Annotated in this window: 22 protein-coding genes, 3 tRNA genes and 3 pseudogenes; 12 read left to right on the forward strand and 16 right to left on the reverse strand. The window is 72.0% G+C overall.

Annotation, left to right across the window (positions count from 1 at the left end; genetic code table 11):
• Positions 1 to 83 precede the first annotated feature (83 nt).
• Positions 84 to 1,817: a thiamine pyrophosphate-binding protein gene (locus QQK35_RS10605; protein WP_284254134.1), complete on the forward strand. Its 1,734-nt coding sequence runs from the start codon at positions 84 to 86 to the stop codon at positions 1,815 to 1,817.
• Here QQK35_RS10605 and QQK35_RS10610 read toward each other — a convergent pair.
• Positions 1,730 to 3,622, reverse strand: coding sequence for an FAD-binding monooxygenase (locus QQK35_RS10610; protein WP_284254135.1), 1,893 nt, complete (start codon positions 3,620 to 3,622; stop codon positions 1,730 to 1,732). The two genes, QQK35_RS10605 and QQK35_RS10610, sit on opposite strands and share 88 nt — an antisense overlap.
• A 69-nt stretch (positions 3,623 to 3,691) precedes the next feature.
• Here QQK35_RS10610 and QQK35_RS10615 point away from each other — a divergent pair.
• The 5 genes and pseudogenes from QQK35_RS10615 (at position 3,692) to hpaD (ending at position 9,294) form a co-directional block, all read left to right on the forward strand.
• A pseudogene (locus QQK35_RS10615) lies at positions 3,692 to 5,133 on the forward strand (fumarylacetoacetate hydrolase family protein).
• Entirely contained in the window at positions 5,121 to 5,789 is a 669-nt protein-coding gene (locus tag QQK35_RS10620) for a GntR family transcriptional regulator (protein ID WP_284254136.1), read from the forward strand. Before QQK35_RS10615 ends, QQK35_RS10620 begins: the two are co-directional and overlap by 13 nt.
• 15 nt (positions 5,790 to 5,804) lie before the next feature.
• Positions 5,805 to 6,752, forward strand: a complete 948-nt coding sequence (gene dapA / locus QQK35_RS10625) for a 4-hydroxy-tetrahydrodipicolinate synthase (protein WP_284254137.1) — start codon at positions 5,805 to 5,807, stop codon at positions 6,750 to 6,752.
• Positions 6,749 to 8,248 carry a 5-carboxymethyl-2-hydroxymuconate semialdehyde dehydrogenase gene (gene hpaE / locus QQK35_RS10630; RefSeq protein ID WP_284254138.1) on the forward strand — a complete coding sequence of 500 codons (1,500 nt, stop codon included), beginning with the start codon at positions 6,749 to 6,751 and terminating at the stop codon, positions 8,246 to 8,248. Before dapA ends, hpaE begins: the two co-directional genes overlap by 4 nt.
• Positions 8,245 to 9,294, forward strand: coding sequence for a 3,4-dihydroxyphenylacetate 2,3-dioxygenase (gene hpaD / locus QQK35_RS10635; protein WP_284254139.1), 1,050 nt, complete (start codon positions 8,245 to 8,247; stop codon positions 9,292 to 9,294). The genes hpaE and hpaD overlap by 4 nt, the downstream gene beginning before the upstream one ends.
• Before the next feature lie 16 nt (positions 9,295 to 9,310).
• On the opposite strand, the gene QQK35_RS10640 is transcribed toward hpaD, so the two are convergent.
• The 3 genes and pseudogenes from QQK35_RS10640 to QQK35_RS10650 form a co-directional block, all read right to left on the reverse strand.
• Positions 9,311 to 10,045: an SDR family NAD(P)-dependent oxidoreductase gene (locus QQK35_RS10640; RefSeq protein ID WP_284254140.1), complete on the reverse strand. Its 735-nt coding sequence runs from the start codon at positions 10,043 to 10,045 to the stop codon at positions 9,311 to 9,313.
• Between the two features lie 2 nt (positions 10,046 to 10,047).
• Entirely contained in the window at positions 10,048 to 10,260 is a 213-nt protein-coding gene (locus tag QQK35_RS10645) for a hypothetical protein (RefSeq protein ID WP_284254141.1), read from the reverse strand.
• A gap of 167 nt (positions 10,261 to 10,427) precedes the next feature.
• Positions 10,428 to 10,703, reverse strand: a pseudogene (locus tag QQK35_RS10650) (NAD(P)-binding domain-containing protein); the annotation flags it as partial.
• Between the two features lie 100 nt (positions 10,704 to 10,803).
• Between QQK35_RS10650 and QQK35_RS10655 the strand changes: the two are divergent.
• Entirely contained in the window at positions 10,804 to 11,460 is a 657-nt protein-coding gene (locus QQK35_RS10655) for a TetR/AcrR family transcriptional regulator (protein WP_284255675.1), read from the forward strand.
• Positions 11,461 to 11,482: 22 nt separating this feature from the next.
• Here the strand turns inward: QQK35_RS10655 and QQK35_RS10660 are convergent, their stop codons facing one another.
• The 11 genes from QQK35_RS10660 to QQK35_RS10710 form a co-directional block, all read right to left on the reverse strand.
• On the reverse strand, positions 11,483 to 12,214 hold the full coding sequence (locus QQK35_RS10660; protein ID WP_284254142.1) for an FAD:protein FMN transferase: 732 nt from the start codon (positions 12,212 to 12,214) through the stop codon (positions 11,483 to 11,485).
• A complete protein-coding gene (locus QQK35_RS10665; protein ID WP_284254143.1) occupies positions 12,215 to 12,697 on the reverse strand; it encodes an FMN-binding protein in 483 nt (160 codons plus the stop codon).
• Complete coding sequence (locus tag QQK35_RS10670) at positions 12,694 to 14,103, reverse strand: ferredoxin reductase family protein (RefSeq protein ID WP_284254144.1); 1,410 nt, start codon at positions 14,101 to 14,103, stop codon at positions 12,694 to 12,696. Before QQK35_RS10670 ends, QQK35_RS10665 begins: the two co-directional genes overlap by 4 nt.
• A gap of 66 nt (positions 14,104 to 14,169) precedes the next feature.
• Positions 14,170 to 15,504: a sensor histidine kinase gene (locus tag QQK35_RS10675; protein ID WP_284254146.1), complete on the reverse strand. Its 1,335-nt coding sequence runs from the start codon at positions 15,502 to 15,504 to the stop codon at positions 14,170 to 14,172.
• On the reverse strand, positions 15,501 to 16,178 hold the full coding sequence (locus tag QQK35_RS10680) for a response regulator transcription factor (protein WP_284254147.1): 678 nt from the start codon (positions 16,176 to 16,178) through the stop codon (positions 15,501 to 15,503). The genes QQK35_RS10675 and QQK35_RS10680 overlap by 4 nt, the downstream gene beginning before the upstream one ends.
• A 2-nt stretch (positions 16,179 to 16,180) precedes the next feature.
• The gene (locus tag QQK35_RS10685) at positions 16,181 to 16,906 is read right to left on the reverse strand and encodes a VIT1/CCC1 transporter family protein (RefSeq protein WP_284254148.1); all 726 of its coding nucleotides are present in this window, start codon (positions 16,904 to 16,906) and stop codon (positions 16,181 to 16,183) included.
• Between the two features lie 75 nt (positions 16,907 to 16,981).
• Positions 16,982 to 17,398: a YkvA family protein gene (locus tag QQK35_RS10690; RefSeq protein WP_284254149.1), complete on the reverse strand. Its 417-nt coding sequence runs from the start codon at positions 17,396 to 17,398 to the stop codon at positions 16,982 to 16,984.
• A gap of 31 nt (positions 17,399 to 17,429) precedes the next feature.
• Positions 17,430 to 18,044: a cation efflux transmembrane domain-containing protein gene (locus tag QQK35_RS10695; RefSeq protein WP_284254150.1), complete on the reverse strand. Its 615-nt coding sequence runs from the start codon at positions 18,042 to 18,044 to the stop codon at positions 17,430 to 17,432.
• A gap of 31 nt (positions 18,045 to 18,075) precedes the next feature.
• Positions 18,076 to 18,148 (reverse strand) — tRNA-Phe (locus QQK35_RS10700).
• Positions 18,149 to 18,218: 70 nt separating this feature from the next.
• Positions 18,219 to 18,292 (reverse strand) — tRNA-Asp (locus QQK35_RS10705).
• Positions 18,293 to 18,327: 35 nt separating this feature from the next.
• Positions 18,328 to 18,400 (reverse strand) — tRNA-Glu (locus tag QQK35_RS10710).
• A 290-nt stretch (positions 18,401 to 18,690) separates the two neighbouring features.
• Between QQK35_RS10710 and QQK35_RS10715 the strand changes: the two genes are divergently transcribed.
• The 3 genes from QQK35_RS10715 (at position 18,691) to QQK35_RS10725 (ending at position 22,366) form a co-directional block, all read left to right on the forward strand.
• A complete protein-coding gene (locus QQK35_RS10715; protein ID WP_284254151.1) occupies positions 18,691 to 19,917 on the forward strand; it encodes a M23 family metallopeptidase in 1,227 nt (408 codons plus the stop codon).
• 15 nt (positions 19,918 to 19,932) lie between these two features.
• Complete coding sequence (locus tag QQK35_RS10720; RefSeq protein ID WP_284254153.1) at positions 19,933 to 21,090, forward strand: C40 family peptidase; 1,158 nt, start codon at positions 19,933 to 19,935, stop codon at positions 21,088 to 21,090.
• Between the two features lie 85 nt (positions 21,091 to 21,175).
• The gene (locus tag QQK35_RS10725) at positions 21,176 to 22,366 is read left to right on the forward strand and encodes a C40 family peptidase (RefSeq protein ID WP_284254154.1); all 1,191 of its coding nucleotides are present in this window, start codon (positions 21,176 to 21,178) and stop codon (positions 22,364 to 22,366) included.
• A 125-nt stretch (positions 22,367 to 22,491) separates the two neighbouring features.
• Here the strand turns inward: QQK35_RS10725 and ppa are convergent, their stop codons facing one another.
• On the reverse strand, positions 22,492 to 22,983 hold the full coding sequence (gene ppa / locus QQK35_RS10730) for an inorganic diphosphatase (RefSeq protein ID WP_284254155.1): 492 nt from the start codon (positions 22,981 to 22,983) through the stop codon (positions 22,492 to 22,494).
• A gap of 35 nt (positions 22,984 to 23,018) precedes the next feature.
• Here ppa and tilS point away from each other — a divergent pair.
• Together tilS and hpt are read left to right on the forward strand one after the other, a co-directional pair.
• Positions 23,019 to 24,042, forward strand: a pseudogene (tilS, locus tag QQK35_RS10735) (tRNA lysidine(34) synthetase TilS).
• A 13-nt stretch (positions 24,043 to 24,055) separates the two neighbouring features.
• Positions 24,056 to 24,607, forward strand: a complete 552-nt coding sequence (gene hpt, locus QQK35_RS10740; RefSeq protein ID WP_284254156.1) for a hypoxanthine phosphoribosyltransferase — start codon at positions 24,056 to 24,058, stop codon at positions 24,605 to 24,607.
• Positions 24,608 to 24,651 lie beyond the last annotated feature (44 nt).

Below are 24,651 nucleotides of genomic sequence, written 5' to 3' on the forward strand. Positions count from 1 at the left end.
CGCGATCCGGCGGGGCCGGGAGACACATACGGATCGTTCGCGACCGTCACGCGTCGCGATCCCGTCTCTCCCTCAGGAGCGCCATGTCCGGATCGTCATCCACCGTCTCCTCCGCCGTCGCCCGTGCGATCGCCGCGCGGGCCGACGACGTCTTCGGCGTCATGGGCAACGGCAACGCGCACGTCCTCGACGCGCTGACCCGCACGACGGCCCGCTTCACCGCGGTGCGCCACGAGGCCGGCGGCGTGGTGGCCGCCGACGCCTACGCGCGTGCCTCCGGCCGCATCGCCGTCGCCACCACCACGTACGGCCCCGGCTTCGCGAATGCGCTCACGCCGCTGGCCGAGGCGGCGCACGCCCGGATCCCGCTCGTGCTCCTGACCGGCGCGGCGCCGACGACCGGGCCGCGCGGCTGGGACCTCGACCAGCACGCGCTCGCCCTCGCCCTCGGCGTGCCGACCGTGACGGTCGACGCCGCGACGCCGCAGCGGCGCGCGCTCGAGGCCTTCGACCGCGCGGTGCGCGAGCGCATCCCGGTCGTGCTGGCGATCCCGTACGACCTGGCGACCGCGACCGCGGGCGACGAGGAGCCGGTCCCGCCCGACGCGCCGCTCGCGCCGCCGCCGCTCGACGAGGCCGCGAACGCGGGGCTGCGGCGCGCGGCCGCGGTGCTGGCCGCCGCCGAGCGTCCCCACCTGCTCGCCGGGCGCGGCGCCTGGCTGGCCGGTGCCGGAGCCGAGCTGAACCGGCTCGCAGCGGCGCTCGGCGCGACGACGTCGAGCACGGCGCTCGGCCGCGGCCTCTTCGCCGACGCGGCGCACGACCTCGGGGTCACCGGCGGGTTCGGTGACCCGGCCGCCATGGACGCCATCCACGACGCGGATGCCGTGCTCGTCGTCGGCGCCTCGCTCAGCCCGTTCACGACGCGGTTCGGTCGGCTCTTCGGCCCGGCTGCGCACGTGATCCGGATCGACCTCGCCGACGCGTCGAGCGACGAGCGGGTCGACGTGCACATTCGCGCCGATGCACGCGTGGCCGCCGAGGCGCTGACCGAGCTGGTGCGCGCAGGGTCGCCTGACGCGCGCGTCGTGCCCCGGCATCCGGAGGCCGACCCCGAGCCCGACCCCGAGCACGCCGCCGACGGCCGGCTGCACCCGCGCGCCCTCGCGGAACGATTGGCGACTCTGCTGCCGGAGGACCGCATCGTGGTGACCGACGGCGGCCACTTCATCGGCTGGCCGAACACGGCGTGGCCCGTCGCCTCGCCCGAGCGGATGATCATGGTCGGCACCGCCATCCAGACCATCGGCGTCGGGTTCCCGAGCCTCGTGGGCGCGACGCGTGCCCGCCCCGACACGACGATCGTGCTCGCTGCGGGCGACGGCGGCAGCCTGATGGCGCTGGCCGACCTCGAGACCGCGGTGCGCGTCGCCGGCGGCCGGGGCATGGCGGTCGTCTTCAACGACGCCGCGTACGGCGCCGAGGTGCACGCCTACGCCGATCGCGGCGTCGCGGAGGCGGCGACGCGCATCCCGGAGGCGGACTTCGCGGCGCTCGCCACGGCATCCGGTGCGCACGGGGTGGTCGTGCGCGACCTCGCCGATCTCGAACCGCTGCGCACCTGGACCTCGATGCCGCCCGCGGAACGGCCCTTCCTCCTGCTGGACTGCCGCATCTCGCCGCTCGTCGTCGCGCCCTTCTGGCACGAGGTCGTCGCGCAGGGAGCCGGTCAGTCGACGGGCGCCCCGGTCAGAGGCGCGAAGAACGCCGCGAGCTCGTCGGTCGCGTCGAGCGGCAGCACCGCCGACACGTACTGATCCGGCCGCACGACCACGATCGCGCCGTCGCGGTGGATGCCCCGCGCCGCGAAGATGTCGTCGCGCGGGTCGGCGGCATAGACCTTCTCGTAGTCGATGAGCTGGAACGGCCCGCTGCGCGGCAGGAAGACCGCCGGCTCGGCGGGGAGGTCGATCTCGGTGTGCGGCTGCGGGTGCACGACCTTCACGTCGAACCAGTGGTCGCGGTCGAGCCCGGGAGGGGTCGCGGCGAGGGGCGACGCGGGGTCGTCGGCCAGCCATCCGGCCAACCGCTCGAGCGGTGCGCGGTCCGCCGGAGCGAACACATAGATGCGCCACCGCCCGTCGGCCCGGGCGTGATGCCCCAGGTGCACGGGGTTGCCGTCGCACACCCGCACCACGGGCGCGGAGCGGAAGCGCCGGCCGATCGGAAAGCCGGTCGCGATCTCCTGGTGACGCGTGTCCGCGACGATGAGCGACGGGGCGTACCGGGTCAGGAAGCCGGCCGGGAACTCCGCGGTGCGCACGTAGAAGTCCTCGAGCTCGGTCGGGTCGGCCAGCTCCTCCGGCCGCGCCGCCATGAGGTTCGACCACTCCCGGTCGAAATCGATCAGGTCCTGTGCGATCACCCGACGCTCGGCGTTGTAGGTGGCCAGCAGCGACGCGGGCGCGCGCCCCTCGAGCACGTGCCCGAGCTTCCACGCGATGTTCCAGCCGTCCTGCATCGACACGTTCATGCCCTGGCCGGCCTTGGCGCTGTGGGTGTGGCAGGCGTCGCCCGCGATGAACACCCGCGGCGTGCGGCGGTCGCGCTGCTCGGGCGGCACGTCGTCGAACCGCTCGGTGATCCGATGCCCGACCTCGTAGACGCTGTGCCAGGCGACGTCCTTCACGTCGAGCGTGTAGGGGTGCAGGATCTCGTTCGCCTTCACGATGATCTGCTCGATCGTGGTGGCCCGCACCGCGGCCTCGTGGCCCTCGCGCACCTCGCCGAGGTCGACGTACATGCGGAACAGGTGCCCGCCCTCGCGCGGGATCAGCAGGATGCTGCCGGCCTCCGACTGGATCGCGCATTTGGTCCGGATGTCGGGGAAGTCGGTCACGGCAAGCACGTCCATGACGCCCCACGCGTGGTTCGCCTGCGTGCCGTCGAGGGTGCAGCCGATCGCCTCGCGCACCCGGCTGCGGGCCCCGTCGGCGCCGAGCAGGTAGCGCGCGCGAATGGTGCGCTCCTCGCCCCCGCCCGTGGCGGCACTGCCACCGTCGGCGATCCGGACGACGCGCGCGTGCACCGGATGCTCAGCGTCGTCGGTGAGGTCGAGGCCGACGAGTTCCCAGCCGTAGTCGGGCGTCATCCGGGTGGGGGAGTTCGCCATCACCTCGGCGAAGTAGTCGAGCACGCGTGCCTGGTTGACGATGAGGTGCGGGAACTCGCTGATGCCGGTCGGGTCGTCGATCGGCCGCGCCGTGCGCACGATGTTCGACGGGGCGGCGGGGTCGGGCTTCCAGAACGCCATCTCGGTGATCCGGTAGGCCTCCTCGGTGATCCGGCCGGCGAAGCCGAAGGCCTGGAACGTCTCGACGCTGCGGGCCTGGATGCCATCCGCCTGCCCGATGACGAGCCGGCCCTCGCGGCGCTCGATGATCCGCGTCGTGATGCCGGGGAACTGCGACAGCTGCGCGGCGGCGATCATGCCCGCGGGCCCCGTGCCGACGATGAGCACGTCCACCGTGTCGGGCAGCTCCGCGGGCCGGTCGATGCCGGTGCCCGCCGCGGGCTGGACCCGCGGGTCGCCCGACACGTACCCGTGATGGTGAAACTGCATCGTCGCCTCCTGCGGGGATCATATACAATCGCCGCTCGGGTCGTATACGATCTCGTCCGAGGAGGCGCCGTGGCCGAGCAGCTCCCGCGACCGGGCAAGGTCGTCGCGGTCCACCTGAACTATGCGAGCCGGGCCGCGCAGCGCGGCAGGACGCCGTCCCAGCCCTCCTACTTCCTGAAGCCCTCCAGCTCGCTCGCCGAGAGCGACGGCACGGTCGAGCGCCCGGCGGGCACCGAGCTGCTCGGGTTCGAGGGCGAGGTGGCGATCGTGATCGGCACCGCCGCCCGCCGCGTCGCCCCCGCCGACGGCTGGCGTCACGTCGCCGCGGTCACCGCCGCGAACGACCTCGGGCTCTACGACCTGCGCACCGCCGACCGGGGATCGAACCTCCGCTCCAAGGGGGCGACGGATTCACCCCGCTCGGGCCGCGGCTGATCGACGCGGCCGACGTCGACCCGGCCGCGCTGCGCGTGCGCACCTGGCGCAACGGCGAGCTGGTGCAGGACGACGACACGTCGCACCTGCTCTTCGACCTCGGCCGCCTCGTGGCCGACCTCAGCCAGCTGCTGACGCTCGAGCCCGGCGACGTCATCCTGACCGGCACGCCGGCCGGCGCGAGCGTGGCCGTGCCCGGCGACGTTCTCGAGGTCGAGGTGGATGCGCCCACCGCGCCCGGCGCGCCCACGAGCGGGCGGTTGCGCACCACTGTCGTCGAAGGCGACGTGCCGTTCGGCGACTTCGGCGCCGCGCCCTCGATCGACGACGAGCAGCGCGCCGAGGCGTGGGGCAGCAGGGAGGCGGCCGGCCTCGCACCCGGATTCGAGCTGGCCCCCGAGCTGCGGGCCGCCCTGCTCTCGGTGTCGACGGCGACGCTCAGCTCCCAGCTGCGCAAGCGCGGCTACGACGACGTCGCGATCGAGGGCGTGCACGGCGTCGTGCCGGGCCGTCGCATGGTCGGGCGCGCCCGCACGCTGCGCTTCGTGCCGTACCGCCCCGACCTCCACGCCGCGCACGGCGGCGGCTTCACCACGCACAAGCGCGCGTTCGACACGCTGCGCGCGGGCGAGGTGCTCGTCATGGAGGCCCGCGGCGAGCTCGGCACCGGCACGGTGGGCGACATCCTGGCGCTGCGGGCGCAGCGGCTGGGAGCCGCGGGGATCGTGACCGACGGCGGCGTGCGCGACACGGCCGCCGTCGCGGCGATCGACATCCCGACCTTCGCCGCGGGCTCGCACCCGGCGGTGCTCGGCCGGCGGCACGTGCCGTGGGATGCCGACATCACCATCTCCTGCGGCGGCGCCGCCGTGCAGCCCGGCGACGTGATCGTGGGCGACGACGACGGGGTGATCGTGATCCCGGCGGCGCTCGCGGTCGAGGTGGCGCGCGACGCGGTCGAGCAGGAGCGCGAGGAGGCGTTCATCGCCGAGCAGGTCGCCGCCGGCGCATCGGTCGAGGGCCTCTACCCGATGAACGCCGAGTGGCGGAGACGCTACGGGTCATGGCAGAGCTGATCGCGGCGCCCAGCAAGTCGCGGCTGGCGTACGACTGGATCCGGAGCCGGATCGCCGACGGTCGCCTCCCGCCCGGCACCCGCCTGGTGCTCGCGGCCGTCGCCGGCGAGCTCGGCGTGAGCGCGGTGCCGGTGCGCGAGGCGATCCGGCTGCTGGAGGCCGAGGGTCTCGTCACCTTCGAGCGGAACGTGGGGGCGCAGGTCGCCCTGGTCGACGAGGGCGAGTACGTCGCGACGATGCAGGTGCTCGGCATCGCCGAGGGTGCCGCGACCGCGATCTCGGCTCCATGGGTGACGGCCGACGATCTCGACCGCGCCGCGGCGATCAACGCGCGCCTGGAGGCGATGCTCGCCGACTTCGACCCGCACGCCTTCACCCGGCTGAACGCCGAGTTCCACGCCGTGCTGTTCGAGCGCTGCCCCAACCCGCAGTTGCTCGCCATCGTGCGCCGCGCCTGGGATCGCCTGGCCCGGCTGCGCGACTCGACCTTCAGCTTCGTGCCCGAACGCGCGGTGGAGTCGGTGCGCGAGCACGTCGGCATCCTCGAGCTCATCCGCGCCGGGGCGCCGGAGCTCGACATCGAGCTCACCGCCCGTGCACATCGCACCCGCACGGTCGACGCGCTCCTCGCGTACCAGGCGCTGCACCGCCACTGACCCGGGAGGAGCACCATGCCGTACCGCACCGATCCGCGCACCCTGCGCGGCTCGATCGCGCCGCTCATGACGCCGTTCACCGCCGACGGCGAGGTCGACCACGAGAGCCTCGCCAACCTCGTGCGCTGGCAGCTCGCCCACGGCACGCACGGCCTGTCGATCGGCGGGTCCACCGGCGAGCCGAGCGCGCAGAGCACCGACGAGCGGGTCGCCGCGATCGCGACCGTGCTGGAGGCATCCGGGCACCGCGTGCCGGTCGTGCCCGGCACCGGCAGTGCACGGCTCGACGAGACGATCGAGCTCACCGCGCGCGCCGTCGAGCTCGGCATCGACGCGGCGCTCATCATCACGCCGTACTACGCGCGGCCCACGCAGGAGGCGCTCTACGTCTGGTACCGGACGGTCGCGGCCGAGTTCCCCGACCTGCCGATCCTCGCCTATAACGTGCCCTCGCGCACCGCGGTCGACATCGCGCCGGAGACGATCGCGCGGCTGTTCCGCGACGTCGAGAACTTCGTCGGCGTGAAGGAGACCACGCGCGACTTCGAGCACTTCAGCCGTGTCATCCGGCTGTGCGGACCGGACCTCGTGGTCTGGTCGGGCATCGAGCTGCTGTGCCTGCCGCTGCTCGCGCTGGGCGGCGCCGGATACCTGAGTGCCACCGCGAACATCGCGCCGGCCGCGCACGCGCGGATGTACGAGCTGTGGATGGCGGGTGACGTCGAGGGCGCGCGCGCCATCCACTACGGGCTGCACCCGCTCGTCGACCTGCTGTTCGTGGAGACCAACCCCGCGCCCGGCAAGTGGGTGCTCGAGGAGCGCGGGCTGATCCGCTCCGGCGCCGTGCGTCCGCCGCTCATCCCGCCGACCGACGCCGGCGTCGAGCGGATGCGGGTCTACCTCGAACAGGGCGCCGACTACCTGACGCCGGTGGACGGCTTCGAGATCGGGGACCGCGGATGACGCCGCACCACGTGCCCGCCGGGCTGCCGGATGGCATCCGGCACTACATCGACGGACGCGTCGTCGACAGCGTCGACGGCGGCACCTTCGAGGTGCTCGATCCGGTGACCAACGAGCCCTACGTGCGCGCGGCGGCCGGCACCGCGGCGGACGTCGACCGCGCCGTCGAGGCCGCGACGCTCGCGTTCCGGCAGGGGCCGTGGCCGCGGATGAAGGCGCGCGAGCGCGCCCGCATCCTGAACCGGATCGCCGACGCGGTCGAGGCGCAGAACGACCGGCTGGCAGAGCTGGAGACCTTCGACACCGGCCTGCCGATCACCCAGGCGCTCGGCCAGGCGCTGCGGGCGGCGGAGAACTTCCGCTTCTTCGCCGACCTGATCGTCGCCCAGTCCGACGACGCGTACCAGGTGCCGGGCGCGCAGCTGAACTACGTCCACCGCAAGCCGATCGGCGTCGCGGGGCTCATCACGCCGTGGAACACGCCCTTCATGCTCGAGAGCTGGAAGCTCGCGCCCGCGCTGGCATCCGGCTGCACCGTCGTGCTGAAGCCGGCCGAGTTCACCCCGCTGTCGGCCAGCCTGTGGGCGGGCATCTTCGAGCAGGCCGGCCTGCCGCCGGGCGTCTTCAACCTCGTCAACGGGCTCGGCGAGGAGGCCGGCGATGCGCTGGTGCGGCATCCGGGCGTCCCGCTCATCTCGTTCACGGGCGAGAGCCGCACCGGGCAGCTGATCTTCGCCAACGCGGCGCCGATGCTCAAGGGCCTGTCGATGGAGCTCGGCGGCAAGTCGCCGGCCGTCGTGTTCGCGGACGCGGACCTCGACGCCGCGATCGACTCGACGCTGTTCGGGGTGTTCTCGCTCAACGGCGAGCGCTGCACCGCCGGCAGCCGGATCCTCGTCGAGCGTCCGGTCTACGACGAGTTCCTGGAGCGCTACGCCGCGCGCGCCGCGAACATCGTGGTCGGCGATCCGTACGACCCGGCCACCGAGGTCGGCGCGCTCGTGCATCCGGAGCACGTCGACAAGGTCATGGGTTATGTCGAGCTCGGCAAGAGCGAGGGTCGCCTGCTCGCCGGCGGAGGGCGGCCGCCGGGCCTCGAGACCGGCAACTACGTCGCGCCGACCGTGTTCGCCGACGTGGCACCGGATGCCCGGATCTTCCAGGAGGAGATCTTCGGCCCCGTCGTGACGATCACCCCGTTCGACACCGACGACGAGGCGCTGGAGCTCGCCAACGGCACGCGCTACGGCCTCGCCGCCTACCTCTGGACCACCGATCTCGAGCGCGCGCACACCTTCGCGCACCGCGTGGAGGCCGGCATGGTCTGGCTGAACTCGCACAACGTGCGCGACCTGCGCACCCCGTTCGGCGGGGTCAAGGCGTCCGGGCTCGGGCACGAGGGCGGCTACCGCTCGATCGACTTCTACACCGACCAGCAGGCCGTGCACATCACGCTCGGGCCGGTGCACACCCCGAGGTTCGGAGTCCGGCGATGACCATCCCCTTCGACATCGTGCGGTGCGCCTACGCCGAGCTCGTCGTGACCGACCTCGCGGCGGCGCGGGCGTTCTACGTCGACGTGCTCGGCCTCGTGGTGACCGAGGAGGACGAGAACGTCATCTGCCTCCGCACCCTGGAGGAGTTCATCCACCACAACCTCGTGCTGCGCCGGGGGCCGGTCGCGGCCGCCGCCGCGCTCGCCTTCCGGGTGCGCACGCCGGAGGACGTCGATCGCGCGGAACGGCACTACCGCGACCTCGGATGCCGCACCGAGCGCCGCGCGTCCGGCTTCGTGCCCGGCGTGGGCGACGCGGTGCGCGTGATCGACCCGCTCGGGTTCCCGTACGAGTTCTTCTTCGAGGTGGAGCACGTCGAGCGCCTCGCCTGGCGCTACGACCTGTACACGCCCGGCGCGCTCGTGCGGCTCGACCACTTCAACCAGGTGACGCCCGACGTGCCGGCGGGGCGCGACTACCTGGAGAGCATCGGGTTCCGCGTCACGGAGGACATCCAGGACGCGGACGGCGTCACCTACGCCGCGTGGCTGCACCGCAAGGACACCGTGCACGACACCGCGCTCACCGGCGGCGACGGCCCGCGCCTGCACCACATCGCGTTCTCGACCCACGAGAAGCACAACATCATCGCGATCTGCGACAAGCTCGGCGCCCTGCGCCTGAGCGACGTCATCGAGCGCGGCCCCGGCCGGCACGGCGTCTCGAACGCGTTCTACCTCTATCTGCGCGATCCGGATGGGCACCGCGTCGAGATCTACACGCAGGACTACTACACGGGTGACCCCGACAATCCGGTCGTCACCTGGGACGTGCACGACAACCAGCGCCGCGACTGGTGGGGCAACCCGGTCGTGCCGAGCTGGTACACCGAGGCCTCCCTCGTGCTCGACCTCGACGGCGAGCCGCAGCCGGTCGTGCACCGCGAGCAGCCGAGCGAGCTCGCCGTGACGATCGGCGCCGACGGGTTCTCGTACACCCGGGAGGGCGACACCGAGAAAGGGTTCAAGCTCGGTCAGCAGCTCTGAGCGTGGTCGGGCGCGCTCAGATCACGGTGGCACCGCCGTCGGCGACTAGTTCCAGGCCGTTGACGTAGCTCGAGTCGTCCGACGCGAGGAACAGCGCGACCGACGCGATCTCCTCGGGCCGGCCCATCCACCGGCGCGGGATCACGGACTCGAAGGCCGCCTTCATCTCCGCGTCCATCACCTGCTCCAGTACGGGCGAGTCGACCTGGCCCGGGGTCAGGACGTTCACGCGGATGTTCCGGTCCCGAAGCTCCGACACCCAGGTGCGTGCCAGGGCGAGCTGCACGGCCTTGCTCGCCGCGTACACGCCGAAGCCGGCGTACCCCTTGAGCGACGCGTTCGACCCGGTCATGAAGATCGACCCTCCGTCGTTGAACAGCGGCAGCGCCTTCTGGACGGTGAAGACCGTGCCGCGCGCGTTCAGCCCGAAGATGGCGTCGAAGTGCTCCTCGGTGATCTCGCCCAGCCTGCTCTGCTCGCCGATCCCGGCGCTCGCCCACAGCACGTCGATGGAGCCCGCCTCCCGCTCGACCGTCGCGAACAGCCGGTCCAGGTCCCCGAGGTCGGCCGAGTCGGCCTGGACGCCGATCGCGTCGTGCCCGATCATTTCGAGCGCGCGGTCCAGCGCGTCCTTCCGCCGGCCGGTGATGACGACGCGCGCGCCCTCGTCGGCGAACAGCCGGGCGCCCGCCAGCGCCATCCCGCTCGTCGCGCCGGTGATGACCGCGACTTTGCCCTCGAGCTTCCCCATGATCACTTGGCCCCGAACGCGACGTCGAACCCGCTGCCGTTGCGCGCCAGCCCCATGAGCAGGATCGCCGCCCACTCCAGGGCGTGGGTGGATTCCATTCCTCCCGCATCGAGCGGCCGGATGCCGAGGCTCTCCAAGAACTCCGCGAAGCGCTGCCTGGACTCGGCGTCGCCTCCCGCGAAGAAGATGTCCAGCGGCCCGTCAGCGGCGAGCACGCCGCGGAAGACGGTGTTGAACGCCTTGATGACCCGGGTGCTCGCCGGGGCGGCGCCGGCGATCTGCTGCGAGACCGAGTCGCCGGGGAGGTGACGACTCCGCTCGCGTCGGGGTTGAAGGGGTTGGTGATGTCGATCAGGATCTTGCCGGCCAGGGCGTCGCCGTACTGCGCGACCACGTCGAGGGCACCGGTGTGAAGGACCGCCAGGACGACGATGTCGCCCACCGGTCGTGCGCCGAAGGTCCCCACCGTCGCCCCGTCGCCGATCTGATCGGCGAGCGCCTGGGACTTCGCGGTGTCGCGGCTCATCACCTCGACGGTGTGGCCGTGCTGCGCCGCTCGGCGGCCGATCGCGCCGGCCATGTTGCCCGAGCCGATGATGCTGATGGTGGTCATCTCGTGTACTCCTCGTCGTTCTCCGGTGGACCGGATGGTCGCCATGCGGCCGGCCTCAAAGGTGAGGCTCCCCTCCGGTTACAGGTCCCAACCGGAGGGGTGCCTCACCTATTCCACGATTCCGCAGTAGATTCGACCGGTGAGCATGACGGAGGCCGACCGCGCACGTGCGCCCCGTCGTCGCGATGCCCGGGAGCGTCGCGACAAGCTGCTTGCCGCCGCACGCAGCGAGTTCGCCGCGCGCGGCGTGGATGCCTCGTTGGAGCGGATCGCGCGAAACGCGGGTGTCGCGATCGGAACCCTCTACCGCCACTTCCCGACCCGCATGGACCTGCTCCTCGCCGCGTTCGAGCCGCGCCTGCAGGAGTTCCTCGGCGACGCCACGGAGGTCGCGGAGCTCGACGATCCGTGGGACGCGTTCGTCCGCTACCTCGAGAACCTGTTCCGGGCGCAGGCCGGCGATCGCGGGTTCAACGACTTCCTCTCCCGACGCTTCCCGGGCAGCCCGGAGACGGAGCGCATCCACGACGAGCTGTGCCACCAGATCGGGCGCCTTCTCGCCCGGGCCCAGGACGCCGGCGAGGCGCGACCCGACATCACGCTCGCCGACATCGTCACCCTGATCTGGTCCAACGGCCGGATCATCGACGCGACCGCCGCCACCGCGCCCGACGCCTGGCGACGCCACCTGCACCTCATGCTCGACGCCTACCGGGCCGAGCGGGCGCATCCGGTTCCCGAGCCGCCGTTGACCGAGAAGCAGCTCTACGACGCGATGGTCGACCTCAGCAAGGCCGACTGACCGGCTCCCTCGGGCCGGTCCGTCAGGCCGGCAGGGCCAGACGGGCCCCCGGGGTGCCGACGACCTCGCCGTCGCGGCGCACGCACAGCACGTCGACGGGCATCGTCGCGGTGACCTCGTCGCAGGTCTCCTGACCGCCGGCGAGGATGGCGGTCGCGAGCACGTCGGCAGTCACGATGTCGGCCGCGAGCACGGTGACCTGGTCGAAATCGGGGCGGGGTCCCCAGACGTGCTCGCCGCGCTCGGAGACGCCCGAGGTCGCGATCGCCCGGTGGGGGGCGGAGATCGCGACGGCGGTCAGCAGCCGACGGCGATCCGCCGGGTCCGCGATGCCGATCGTCTGCTCCGCGCCGTCGGACAGGCGGGTCAGGATGTCCCCACCGCATCCGATGCTCCAGGTCGTCGCGCCGGCGTGGTCGAGGGCCGTTCCCGCGTCGCGGATGGCGAGCGCCTTGACGACGCCGGAGAGGTCGACGACCCCGTCCGGCCGATGCGGGGTGAAGGCACCGTGCGTCGCCGACCTCCAGCCGAGGGCCAGCTCGTAGACATTGCGCAGCTCGGCGCCCGCGGCGAGGAGCGCCAGGCGGCCGTCGGCGATCCTGCTGATCTCGCTGTCCGGTCGGTACAGGCTGAACCTGCGGTCGAACGCCGCGAAGACGCCCTCCACCTCGCGCAGGACGTGCCGCGCAATCGGTGCATCGGCGTGGATCGACACCACGGTGCCCATCGTCGAGAAGACGTGCCAGGCAGTCATCTAGGCGGCCTTGTCGAGCGCGGACTGCAGCGAGGTGAGGTAGCCCCGGCTGGTGAAGGTGGCTCCCGAGATCATGCTGACCTTCGCGGACTGCGCCTGCAGGACCTCCCTCTTGAGCAGCGGGACCGCCTGGCTGTTGATCCGCTCGGAGCGACCGTCGTACGCCTGAAGCGTCGGCGTCGCGACGTCGCTGATCCTGCCGCTCGCGACCACGATCGACACCTGGACCTCGCCGTACGGCGTCTGCACCGACGCCCCCGTGAAGGTGCCGTCCTTGAGCGTCGACGACGCCGGGCTCCCGCTGCCCGACCCGGAGCTCCCGGAGGTCGGGGCGCCGTTCGAGCCGGAGCCCGCCGTTGCGCCGGTCGGACCCGTTGACGTCGTCGTCGCCGGGTGGCCGAGCGCCGCCGCTCCGATCTGCCACCCGATGATGAGGACGGCGGCGGAGGCGAAGACACCACCGAGAGTTCCCCGCGTGCTCATAGTTCGAACCTCTCCCGGTGGATGTGGGCGGACGCGACGCCGCGATGGTGGGCTTCGTGCTCGACGGCATCGGCCCAGCTGTCGGGCCCGCAGATGTAGACCTCGGAGTCGTCGAGGTGGGGAAAGGCGCTGCGCATCGACACCCCGCGGTGCGCGTCGGCGGCGGACAGCCAGCTCGAGGAACCGGATCCCCGCCGGCCGATCGACACCCAGGCGTTCCAGCCGCGGTCCTGGCACAACCGCAGGATCTCGTCCCAGAGGAAGAGGGATCGGGGATCCGAGGCCCGCACGATCACCGACACCATTCCCCGACCGGCGTCGAGCCGCTCGAGCAGGGCCCGGGCCGGCGTCACGCCGATACCCGCCGCGAACACGGCGACCCGTTCCCTGCCGCGGGCCGCGTCGGTGAAGATCCCGTACGGCCCCTCGAAGGTCACGGGGGTGCCGTGCCGCAGCGACGCCTGGAGGGCCCGCGTCCCGTCACCGAGCTCCCGCACCGTGATGCGCGCGGTGCGCGACGTCGGCACCGACGAGAGCGACAACGGGTGGGCGTGCCACCAGGTGCGACCGGTCCAGAACCGCCAGGTGAAGAACTGGCCGCCCTGCGCCCCGAGCCTGTCGAGATCGCGGCCACGGAGGTGGATCGAGATCGCGTCGGGCGCGATCCGCTCGACGCGATCGACGACGATCCGGTGCCGCATGCTCTGCACCGCCGGCTCGACGAATCGGAAGGTGACGATCGCGCCGAGGGCGAGCACGTAGAGCGCGATCCAGTAGACGCGCTGGGGCGTGTCCGCGGCGAAGACGGTGCCCTGGCTGAACTGGTGCGGCAGGGCCGTGAGCACCGCAGCATAGGAAAGCAGGTGGATGAGGTGCCACACCTCGTAGCGCAGCTTCCGCCGCACCGCGACCAGCGAAGTGACGATCACGGCGACGAACAGGCCCAGCGAGAGGTACGCGATCGGCATGTCCTGTGCGCCGATGAGCGACGCCGTCTCGGCGACGATGTTCGCCCGGTCGGCCCACGCGTACCCCAGCGTGAGGAGGACCCCGTGCGCGAGCAGGAGGTAGAACGCCGGCTTGCCGAGCTGCCGATGGACCGCCATCGCCCGGTCATGCCCGATCGTGCGGTCGATGAGCGGGACACGGGCTGCGAGCACGAGCATCACGAGCACCAGGTCGCTGCCGACCAGGCCCGCCACGATTCCTCCAGCGGTCAGCAGGTCCCCGATGCCGGCGAGCGCGACGCCGTGGGTGAGGTACATGGCGACGGCGAGCGCGGCGCTGGCCCAGGCGACCACCGTCAGCAGATCCGCGCGGCGGAGACGGCGACGATGGCGGAGCGCACGACCGGCGGCCGGCGCGGCGGCCGACGTCAGCGCGGGGGCGGTGATCGCGGAAGCCATGGACGACATGCTCCGCACGCCGCCTTGGCCGATGCTCGGAACCGAGCCCGTGGCCGACGAGAGCCTTCACATCTTCGGCAGACGCACCTCCACGGCGAAACCGGGGCCGAGGTTCTCTGCTCGAACGGCGCCACCCGCCGCGTGCGCGATCGCCGCGACCAGGGCGAGGCCCAGACCGCTCCCCTCCCGTTGGCGGGCCGGGTCGGAACGAGAAAAGCGCTCGAACGCGACGGGGAGGAAGTCCTCGGGCACACCGGGCCCGTCGTCCTCGACCCGGATCACCAGCACGTCGACGTCCTGCTTCACGCGCACCACCACCGTGCCGCGCGCGCCCACGGCCCGGGTGGCGTTCGAGAGCAGGTTGTCGGCGACGCGCGAGATCGCCATCGTGCCGATCTCGTAGCGGGCGCCCGGATCGGCGACCACGATGTCATCGTCGATCCGCAGCCGCCGGTCCGCGACGAGGGTGCGCGCGCGGTCGATCGCGTCGAGCATCTCCGCGGTGATCTCCGAGGCGTCGGCGGTCTCCGGCGGTGCCTCGGCCTCGTCCAGGCGTGAGAGCTCGAGCAGGTTCGTGGCCAGCTCCCCCAGTCGCTGAGCCGACCGCTGCGCGGAGACGAGTCCGGCGTCGAGCTGCTGCGGATCGTCGTGATGCCGGCGGGTCAGCTCGAGCTCAGCCGCGAGGCCGGCGAGCGGGGTGCGGAGCTCGTGGGCGGCATCGGAGACCATCCGCCGCTCCCGCCACGCCGCATCGCGCACCCGCGACACGGAGTCGTTGAGCGTCGAGGCGAGCCGGGCGAGCTCGTCGTCGTTGTCGCCGACGGGCAGCAACTCATCGCCCGCGAGGGTCTCCGCATGGCGCCGCATCTCCTCGACCGGACGCAGCGCCCCGCGCACGAGGAACCACGAGGCGAGCACGAGCACCACGAGCAGGCCGATCCCCATCAGGACGAAGACCAGGTCGATCCCGGAGACGGCCGAGCGGCTGCTGGAGACGTCGCGCGCAGCCCACAGCGACCAGTCCCCCTCCGAGGTCTGCACCAGCCGGCCGACGACGACGTAGGAGCGGCCCTCGTCGTCGCCGAACGTGAAGTCGCTGTCGGACGCGACCGCCGGCAGCGCCCGCCGGACGTCGTCGGGCGCCGTGTCGCGCACGACGCGTCCCGACGGATCCTTGACCACGATCAGCAGGCCGTTCGCCACGGTGTCGGGCGGTTCTCCCGGATTGCGCTGCAGGTCGACCGCGAAGGAACTCAGGTCGGTGCGGGCCAGCTGCACAGCGCTGTCGTGCAGCAGCTGCGAGATCTCGACGCGTGCCACGATCAGCGCGACCGCGAGCACGATCACGCCCACCACGGCGGTGCCGGCCACGAGTCGGGTGCGGATCCGCAACCTCGTCACGCGACGGCCTCCACGATCCGGTATCCCCGGCCGCGGACCGTCTCGATCACGGCCGTCGCACCGGCGCTCTCGAGCTTGCGTCGCACGTAGCGCACATACTGATCCACGACGTTCTGATCGATGTGACGCGTGCCCCACACCTCGTCCAGCATCTCCGGACGGGTCACCACCTCGGGGGTGCGGGTGAGCAGCACCCGCAGCAGGCCGTTCTCGCGGATCGTGAGCAGAACCAGGGCGTCTCCCACCTCGAGACGGCCCGCCGCGAGGTCGAGCACGACGTTGCCGAGCGCGAGGCGCGTCCGCGGCTGCGTTCCGTGCCGGCGCAGCAGGGCCCGGATGCGGGCGCTGAACTCCGCGAGGGCGAACGGCTTCGTCAGGTAGTCGTCCGCCCCGGAGTCCAGTCCCTTCACCCGGTCGTCGACCGCATCGCGTGCGGTGAGCATGAGGATGGGGAACGTGAGATCCCGCGCGCGGATCTGCCGGCATACCTCGAATCCACTGGCGCCGGGCAGCATCACGTCGATCGCCGCCGCGTCGAACGTCGACTCTCCCACGGCGATCAACGCCCGGATCCCGTCCTCGCACACCAGGGGCTCGTGACCGTCGTCGACGAGCGCCCGCGAGACGACCTGCGCCATCGTCGGATCGTCCTCGACCACGAGCACCCGGGCCATCGTCAGGCTCCCAGCCCGGCCGTGCCGAGCAGCCGGCCGACGAGGAACGTCGCCGCGAGGGCCAAGGCGCCGCCGATGACGACCCGCAGGGTGGCCCGCAGCGGATGGGTGCCACCGATCCGTGCGCTGATCGTGCCGGTCAGCACCAGCGCGACGAGCACGGCGGCGAAGCAGACGGGGATGCGCGCCGGCTCCGGCGGCAGCAGGATCGCGACCATCGGCAGCACGGCGCCGATCAGGAACGCGAGGGCCGATGCCGCCGCGGCCGCCCAGGGGCTCACGATGTCGTCCTCGTCGATGTTCAGCTCGACCTCCAGGTGCGCGGCGAGGGCGTCGTGAGCGGTCAGCTCCTCGGCGACGGTGCGCGCCGTCGCCTGACTGAGTCCCTTCGCGCGGTACAGCTCGGTCAGCTCGGCCAGCTCCTGCTCCGGCATCGTCGCGAGCTCGTGCCGCTCCTTCTCGATGAGCGCACGGGTGGTGTCGCGCGAGCTGCTCACCGAGACGTACTCGCCGAGCGCCATCGAGATCGCGCCCCCGACCAGGGCGGCCGAGCCGGCGGCGATGATCGCCGGCAGCGAGGTCGTCGCGCCGGCGACGCCGACGACCACGGCCGCGACCGAGACGATCCCGTCGTTCGCGCCGAGCACCCCAGCCCGGAGCCGGTTCAGGCGATCGGCCGTTCCGGGCGCATGCGGTTCGTGATCGTGCACGAGAGATGAGCTGGTCATGACGGCGACTGTACGACGAGCGGCCCCTGGATGCCGCCGGGTCCCGCCCGACATCGCGCGAGCACCGCGCAACCTCTACGACCCGGAGAGCCCGGTGATCAAGCGCAGGGCACGCAGCCCCTCCGGCGTTCCCGGCCAGTGCCGGTCGAGAGCGGCGGCGCCGGCCGTCCGGGTGACGAAGCGGAGGACGAGGGCGACGATGACGGCGTCGTCGAGGTAGCCGACGACGGGGATGAAGTCGGGCACCAGGTCGATGGGCAGCAGCAGGTAGCCGAGGAGGACCACGAGGACGACGCGCACCCTCCGCGGGACCGACCGATCCGCCACGAGCCGGCGCACCAGCCGCACGACGTCGGGCACGAGCTGCAGCAGGTCGACCAGGCGGGTGCGGTCGCCGGCGCGGCGAGCACCGACCAGCAGCGCGATCACGAGAGCGCCCCACAGCAGCAGCAGGCCACCGGCGATCGCCAGCACGATCGTCCACCACGTCACGAGTGAAGTCTGATCCGTCGAGGCGGCGTGGTCAGCCGGTGACGGCCGCGCGGTCTTCGCGGAAGATGTGCACGGCCTCCCGGATCGCGTAGACCACGATCACGTATCCCGCGAGCGCGTCGGCCCACCACCAGCCGAACGCGGCATTCACTGCGATGCCGATCAGCACGGCGGTCGCGAGGATCCCGTCGATGAACGTCACCCGCCCTTCGGTTTCCAGGACCGCATTGCCGAGCGCCTGGCCGACGCGGCGCTTCCCCGCCGCCAGAGAGAACATCACCACCGCGGTGACCCCCGTCCAGACGATCCCGCCCGCGCTGTCATCCGCCCGGTGACCGGTCGCGAGAGCGACGGTCGACTGCACGAGGAGGTAGGCCGCCAGGGCGACGAACGCGGCGCCGATCAGCCGCAGGGCGAGACGCTGCCGGCGGGCACCCGACCCGGAGAGCTCCCACAGCACGACGGCGCTCGCGCCGATCTCGATCAGACTGTCCAGTCCGAAGCCCGCCAGGGCGACGGAGGAGGCCGTGACGGCGAGGGCCGCGAGAACCACGACGGCGACCACGTTCCACAGCAGAGTGATCCACTCCAGCGCTCGGCCGAGCCGCAGAAGGCGAGCGCTGCCCGATGGAGATGTCTCGCCCACGTGAGACATTGTCCTGCGACGAGGTTGTGGGTGGCTCCGACGGGCGTCGATCCCGTGACCTCACGATTTTCAGTCGTGCGCTCTACCAACTGAGCTACAGAGCCGGTTCGCGGCGGTGGCGAGACCGCCGCGATGGAGAAAGAGCCCTTCCTTGCGGAAAGGCTCTGACATCCGCGACCCTGACGGGACTTGAACCCGCGACCTCCGCCGTGACAGGGCGGCACGCTAACCAACTGCGCTACAGGGCCTTGCTGTTGAATTTGCTCGGTTGCCTCGTTCAGCGTGACCCCAACGGGATTCGAACCCGTGCTGCCGCCGTGAAAGGGCGGTGTCCTAGGCCACTAAACGATGGGGCCGCGAGCGAACCGCACGGCAACCGAGGGTCCAGCATACGGGACCGCGCCGGATGCCGCCAACCGGCAGCGACGATCGCGCGCCTGTGCCGGATGGCGCCCCACACCGGCCCGCGTCCCCGGCGTTCGCGTGACCCGCGGTTAGGTTCAACCCGGCGTTGAGACTTCGAGACGTCTGTTGTTATTGTTAACGATGTTATTCGTGTGAATAGCGCGCGCATGCGCGCGCCATCGCACGGGAGCGGGGAAACCATGGACCGGTCGGGGAAGTCCACGCGGGGGCGCGCGTTCGCGTGCGGGGCGTCGCGGCATTCGTCGTGCTCGGATTGCTGCCGGCCGGCGTCATCGCCGCATCGCCGGCGGTCGCCGAGCCCACGCCGGTCAGGGTGGCCACCGCGAGCCTTCCCGCGTTGCGTGCCACGGATTACCCCAGCTGGGCCGACGTGCAGGCCGCGCAGCAGGCCGAGTCGGCGACGAAGAACCTCGTCGCGCAGATCCAGGCACAGCTCGCACAACTGACCGCCGCGGCGGCGGCCGCGCAGAAGGACGCCCAGGTCAAGGGCGACGCCTATGCGAAGGCGCAGGAGGCGTACGACGCGCAGGACTACAAGACGCAGCAGCTGCAGGCCCAGGCCGATGCCGCCACGAAGGACGCCGCGGCCGCGCGTCTGAAGGCGGCGCGGCTGGCATCCCAGCTGGCGCGTACCAACGGCGGCATCGACACGACCGCGACCCTTCTCTCGCACCAGGGCGCGGCGAGCGAGCAGCTCTACCGCTTCCAGGCCTACGACCAGTTGATCAAGCAGGCCGAGGGCATCTACGCGCGGGCGATCCAGCTGGAGAAGAACGCGCAGAAGCTGACGGATCAGGCCACCGTGCAGAAGAAGATCCTCGACGAACTGCAGGTGAAGGCCCAGGCCGCGTTCGCCGCCGCGCAGGATGCCGCGACGAAGGCGCAGGCCGCCGTGGACGCGCAGACCGCGCACGCCGCCCAGCTGCAGGCGCAGCTGGCCGTCCTGACGCAGAAGCGCGCGGCGACCCAGGCCGACTACGAGAAGGGTCTCGTCGCCCAGTGGGGCGCGGGCGCCGCGGGCCGCGTGAGCGCCTCCGGCTGGGCGGATCCGTCGAACGGGGTGCTGCTCGACGGGTTCGGGCTGCGCTTCCACCCGATCTACCACGTGTGGAAGCTCCACAGCGGGCAGGACATCGCCGAGGCGTGCGGGCTTCCGATCTACGCCGCACACGCCGGCACGGTCAAGTACGCGGGCTGGTACAGCGACCTCGGCAACTACATCACCATCGATCACGGCAACGGCGTCATCACCGGCTACGGGCACATCCAGCCGGGCGGCATCGGGGTGCACGTGGGACAGCACGTCGGCCCGGGGCAGAACATCGCGCGCGTCGGCATGACCGGCGGCGCGACCGGATGCCACCTGCACTTCATGGTCTACGTGAACGGCTCGCTCACCAATCCGGTGACGTTCATGCGCGCTCGGGGTGTCACTCTTGGCTCGTGAGGACAGCGGCGGCTGATGCATGCCGCCGCCAGGCGGAGCGCGCGCTCGTGGGGAGCGGCTGCTGCTGCCGCATCCCTGTCGCTCGCGCTGGCCCTCAGCGCGGCGCCGGCCGCCGTCGCCGCACCGTCGGACTACCCGACGTGGCAGGACGTGCAGAACGCGAAGAAGAACCAGACGGCCAAGCAGGCCGAGATCGCGACGATCACCGGGCTCGTGCAGAACCTGCAGAAGCAGGCCGATGCCGCCCAGCGCAACGCGCAGACCACGGCGGAGCTGTACTCGATCGCCCAGCTGAACCTGGATGCCGCGAGCCGCAAGGCCGCCCGACTGACCGACCAGCGCAACGAGGCGAAGTCGAAGGCCGCCGCCTCGGCCCGGCGCGCGGGCGCGATCATCGCGCAGCTGGCGCGCACCGGCGGGGGCGACGTGACGCTGGGGCTGGTGGCGGCGTCCCCGCGTGACACCGACCAGCTGCTGGCGCGACTCGGGTCGATGAACCGGCTGAGCGCGGCGTCGCAGGCGATCCTCGAGAAGGCGCAGTTCGACAAGAACGCGGCGGCGGCCCTTGCCAAGCAGGCGACCGTCGCGAAGAACAAGCGCAGCGCCCTGGCGACCGACGCGCAGCAGGCGGCCGACACCGCCCGGAAGGCGGCGGATGCGGCCGACGCGCAGGTCGCGTCGATCCAGGCGAAGCAGCAGGTCATGTTCTCGCAGCTCGCCTCGCTCAAGGGCACCACCGCCACCCTCGAGGCGGGGTACCAGACCCGTCTCGCCGTGGAGGCCGCCGAGGCCGCGCAGAAGGTGCCGACCGGGGGCGGATCGGGCGGCGGAAACGCCGGCGTGGATCCGGACCCGGGTCCGCCGTCTCCGGGCGCGGTGGGCACGGCCATCGCCTACGCCGAGCGGCAGCTCGGCAAACCGTATGCGCTCGGCGGTGCCGGCCCGACCTACTGGGACTGCTCGGGCCTCACGATGATGTCGTACCGCGCGGCGGGCGTGAACATCGGCCCGCACGGATCCACGAGCCAGTACAACACCATGCGCTCCTCGGCCGTCTCGTGCCACGCAGCGCGGGCATCGTCGCGGGCGACCTGCTCTTCTATGCCGACGGCGGGAGCGCGAGCGCCGAGGTCAAGTACCACGTCGCGATGGCGATCAACGGCTCGCAGATGATCGAGGCGCCGCGTGCCGGGGTGCCCGTGCGCATCGTCGGGATCCGCACGCTCGACCTCGTGCCCTACGTCGGAAGGCCCACCGGATGAGGTTGATCGCCGCCTCCGCCAGCGCGCTCGCGCTGTCCACCGCTCTCGTGCTCGGCAGCGCGCTCGCCGCCGACGCGGCGCCCGCCGACTACCCGAGCTGGCAGGACGTGCAGAACGCCCAGGCCAGCCAGGCCGCCAAGCAGCACGAGATCGACGTGCTGACGGCGGACCTCAAGCTGTCGCAGCAGAAGGCGGCGCAGGCGGAGCAGACCGAGGCGCTCGCGGAGGAGACCTACAACATTGCCGCGGCAGCCCTCGATGCGGCGACCGCGAAGGTCGGTGCTCTGCAGACGCAGCAGAAGGCGGCGCAGGCGACCGCCGATGCGGCACGCAAGCGCGCCGCGGGATTGATCGCCTCGCTCGACCGCACCGGGGGCGGCGACCCGACCCTCGGGATCTTCGTCGGCTCCGGCCCGCAGACCGACCAGCTGCTCGCGCAGCTGGGCTCGATGAACCACCTCAGTCGCACCTCGGCCGGGATCATGCGAACCGCCGAGTACGCGCAGAACGCGGCCCGGGCGCTCGCCCAGCAGGCGTCGGTCGCGGAGGCCAAGCGCAAGGACCTCGCGGCGCAGGCGGCGACGGCGTACGACGCGGCGCAGGCCGCCGCGGCCACGGCGGAGGCGCTCGTCGAGGCCGAGGAGTCGGCGCAGCAGACGATGTTCGCCCAGCTCGCGGCGCTCAAGAAGACGACGGCCGCGGTGGAGGCCGGGTACGCGGCGGGGGTCGCCCAGGCGAACGCGGCGGCCGGCATCCCGCCGCTGCCGTCCGGTGCGATCGGCGCGGTCATCGCGTTCGCGGAACGGCAGCTCGGCAAGCGCTACGTGCTCGGCGGCGCAGGCCCCACCGTGTGGGACTGCTCCGGGCTGACGATGGTCGCGTGGGAGCAGGTCGGCGTCGACATCGGCGGTCACGGGTCGACCATGCAGTACAACCACATGCGCTCGATCGGGCACCTGGTGAACATCCCGCGCAACAGCACGCAGGGCATGCTCCCGGGCGACCTGATCTTCTACTCGGTCAACGGCAATCCCTCGGATGCCGTCAAGACCCACGTCGCGATGTACATCGGCGGCGGCCAGATGATCGAGGCGCCGAACCCGCGGCGACGGGTGCGCATCGTGCCGGTGCGGTACAGCGACTACGAGTCGCGGCTGGTGCCGCAGGTGGGCCGCATCGTCATGTGACGGCCCGCGCTGATCCGCTCAACGGATCGAGCGTTTGCCATCGGATGCGGCCCGCGCGGGCGCGATCGGATGGCAAACGCTCGATCGGTTGCGGCGCGCGCGTGTGACGTCGGCCCGCGGCCGGATCAGTGCGACGGCGGGACGTAGGCCTCCTGGGCCTTCTTGATGAGCCCCTCGGCCGCCTCGGCGCCCTCCCAGCCCTCGGTCTTGACCCACTTGCCGGGCTCGAGGTCCTTGTAGTGCTCGAAGAAGTGCTCGATCTCCTTCTTCGTGTACTCGGGCACGTCGTTCAGGTCCTGGATGTGGTCCCAGCGCGGGTCCTTCGCGGGCACCGCGAGCACCTTGGCGTCACCGCCCCCGTCGTCGGTCATGTGGAAGACCGCGACCGGGCGCACGCTCACGCCGACGCCCGGGAACAGCGGGTACTGCGTGAGCACGAGCACGTCGAGCGGGTCGCCGTCGTCGCCGAGCGTGTGCTCGAAGAAGCCGTAGTCGGTGGGGTAGACGAACGTCGTGTAGAGCACGCGGTCGAGGAACACCCGGCCGGTCTCGTGATCGACCTCGTACTTGTTGCGGCTGCCCCGGGGGATCTCGATGACCGCGTCGTAGTTCGCCATGCTGCTCCTCACGTGTGCGGCAATAACGTTAGTGGATGCCCGATCGGCCCCGACTGACGCCGCCGATCGCCGACGTGCGCCGCGCGGTCCGCACCGCCCTCTCCGATCTCGGCGTGCGCACGGGCGACGGGACCCCGTCGTTCGTGCTGGTGGCGCTGAGCGGGGGCCCGACTCGCTCGCGCTCGCGGCGGCGGTCGCGTTCGAGGCGCCGCGGGCCGGCGTGGCGGCCGGTGCCGTGGTCGTCGACCACGGGCTGCAGACCGGATCGGCACGGGTCGCCGAGCGTGCGGCGCTCCAGGCGCGCGACCTGGGCCTCGATCCCGTCACCGTGGTGCGCGTCGAGGTCGGTGCGGCCGGCGGTCCGGAGGCCGCGGCGCGCGACGCCCGGTATGCCGCCCTCGAGCAGGCCGCGCGCGCGGCGGGCGCCGACGCCGTGCTGCTCGGGCACACCCTCGACGATCAGGCCGAGACCGTGCTGCTCGGCCTCGCGCGCGGGTCGGGCGCCGCGAGCCTGCAGGGCATGGCGCCGATGAACGGGCTGTGGCGACGGCCGCTGCTCGGCATCCGGCGTGCGCAGACCCGGCAGGCGTGCGCGGATGCCGGGCTCGAGCCGTGGCACGACCCGCACAACGACGATCCGGGGTTCGCGCGCGTGCGGGTGCGGCGCAACGTGCTGCCGGTGCTCGAACGGGAGCTCGGGCCGGGCGTCGCGGAGGCGCTCGCCCGCACCGCCGAGCAGCTGCGGGAGGACAATGAGGCCCTCGACGCGTTCGCCGGCGAGGTCGCCGAGGACCTCGCCGATCACGCCGAGGCGGGGCTGACCCTGCCGGTGACCGCGCTCGCCGCGAACCCCCGGCGCTGCGCCAGCGGCTCGTGCGCCTGGCCGTGCGGAGCGAGTTCGGGCTCTCGCTCACGCGCGCGCAGACCCTCGAGGTGTGCCGTCTCGTGACCGACTGGCACGGGCAGGCCGGGGTCGATCTGCCCGGCGTTAGGGTGGTGCGGCGGGGCGTGCTCCTGCACTTCGAAAGCACCCAGACGCGCCCGTTGAGCGCCGAATGACGGGAGAGCCCTGATGGAATCCGCCGACGTCGCCGCCGACCTGTCGGGCGTCCTGCACACGGAGGCCGAGATCCGGGGCCGGATCGCCGAGCTGTGCCGAGAGATCGAGCGCGACTACGAGGGCCGCGACCTGCTGCTCATCGGTGTGCTGAAGGGCGCGGTCATGGTCATGGCCGACCTGTCGCGTGAGCTCAAACGCGACGTCGACATGGACTGGATGGCGGTCTCGTCCTACGGCGCCGGTACGCAGTCCTCGGGTGTCGTGCGCATCGTGAAGGACCTCGACACCGACCTCAGCGGCCGGAACGTGCTGATCGTCGAGGACATCGTCGACTCGGGGCTCACGCTCTCGTGGCTGCGCGCCAACCTGCAGACCCGGGGGCCGGCATCGGTCGAGATCTGCGCGCTGCTGCGCAAGCCGGAGGCCGCCAAGGTCGAGATCGACGCCCGCTACGTCGGGTTCGAGATCCCGAACGAGTTCGTCGTGGGTTACGGACTCGACTACGCGCAGCGCTACCGCAACCTGCGCGACGTCGCGGTGCTGGCGCCGCACATCTACAGCTAGCGACCGAGAACCGACGACCGGGACGGTCGTCGGCACTGGCGCCG

The organism is Pseudolysinimonas kribbensis, from assembly GCF_030161895.1.
Taxonomy (GTDB): domain Bacteria; phylum Actinomycetota; class Actinomycetes; order Actinomycetales; family Microbacteriaceae; genus Pseudolysinimonas; species Pseudolysinimonas kribbensis.

Coding starts and splice junctions, on each gene's coding strand:
- QQK35_RS10670 (WP_284254144.1), bottom strand. CDS start 14,103: ATGGCTTCCGCGATCACCGCCCCCGCGCTGACGTCGGCCGCCGCGCCG.
- QQK35_RS10605 (WP_284254134.1), top strand. CDS start 84: ATGTCCGGATCGTCATCCACCGTCTCCTCCGCCGTCGCCCGTGCGATC.
- QQK35_RS10640 (WP_284254140.1), bottom strand. CDS start 10,045: ATGGGGAAGCTCGAGGGCAAAGTCGCGGTCATCACCGGCGCGACGAGC.
- dapA (WP_284254137.1), top strand. CDS start 5,805: ATGCCGTACCGCACCGATCCGCGCACCCTGCGCGGCTCGATCGCGCCG.
- hpaE (WP_284254138.1), top strand. CDS start 6,749: ATGACGCCGCACCACGTGCCCGCCGGGCTGCCGGATGGCATCCGGCAC.
- QQK35_RS10665 (WP_284254143.1), bottom strand. CDS start 12,697: ATGAGCACGCGGGGAACTCTCGGTGGTGTCTTCGCCTCCGCCGCCGTC.
- QQK35_RS10720 (WP_284254153.1), top strand. CDS start 19,933: ATGCATGCCGCCGCCAGGCGGAGCGCGCGCTCGTGGGGAGCGGCTGCT.
- QQK35_RS10660 (WP_284254142.1), bottom strand. CDS start 12,214: ATGACTGCCTGGCACGTCTTCTCGACGATGGGCACCGTGGTGTCGATC.
- QQK35_RS10655 (WP_284255675.1), top strand. CDS start 10,804: ATGACGGAGGCCGACCGCGCACGTGCGCCCCGTCGTCGCGATGCCCGG.
- ppa (WP_284254155.1), bottom strand. CDS start 22,983: ATGGCGAACTACGACGCGGTCATCGAGATCCCCCGGGGCAGCCGCAAC.
- QQK35_RS10610 (WP_284254135.1), bottom strand. CDS start 3,622: ATGCAGTTTCACCATCACGGGTACGTGTCGGGCGACCCGCGGGTCCAG.
- QQK35_RS10680 (WP_284254147.1), bottom strand. CDS start 16,178: ATGGCCCGGGTGCTCGTGGTCGAGGACGATCCGACGATGGCGCAGGTC.
- QQK35_RS10620 (WP_284254136.1), top strand. CDS start 5,121: ATGGCAGAGCTGATCGCGGCGCCCAGCAAGTCGCGGCTGGCGTACGAC.
- QQK35_RS10725 (WP_284254154.1), top strand. CDS start 21,176: ATGAGGTTGATCGCCGCCTCCGCCAGCGCGCTCGCGCTGTCCACCGCT.
- hpaD (WP_284254139.1), top strand. CDS start 8,245: ATGACCATCCCCTTCGACATCGTGCGGTGCGCCTACGCCGAGCTCGTC.
- hpt (WP_284254156.1), top strand. CDS start 24,056: ATGGAATCCGCCGACGTCGCCGCCGACCTGTCGGGCGTCCTGCACACG.
- QQK35_RS10685 (WP_284254148.1), bottom strand. CDS start 16,906: ATGACCAGCTCATCTCTCGTGCACGATCACGAACCGCATGCGCCCGGA.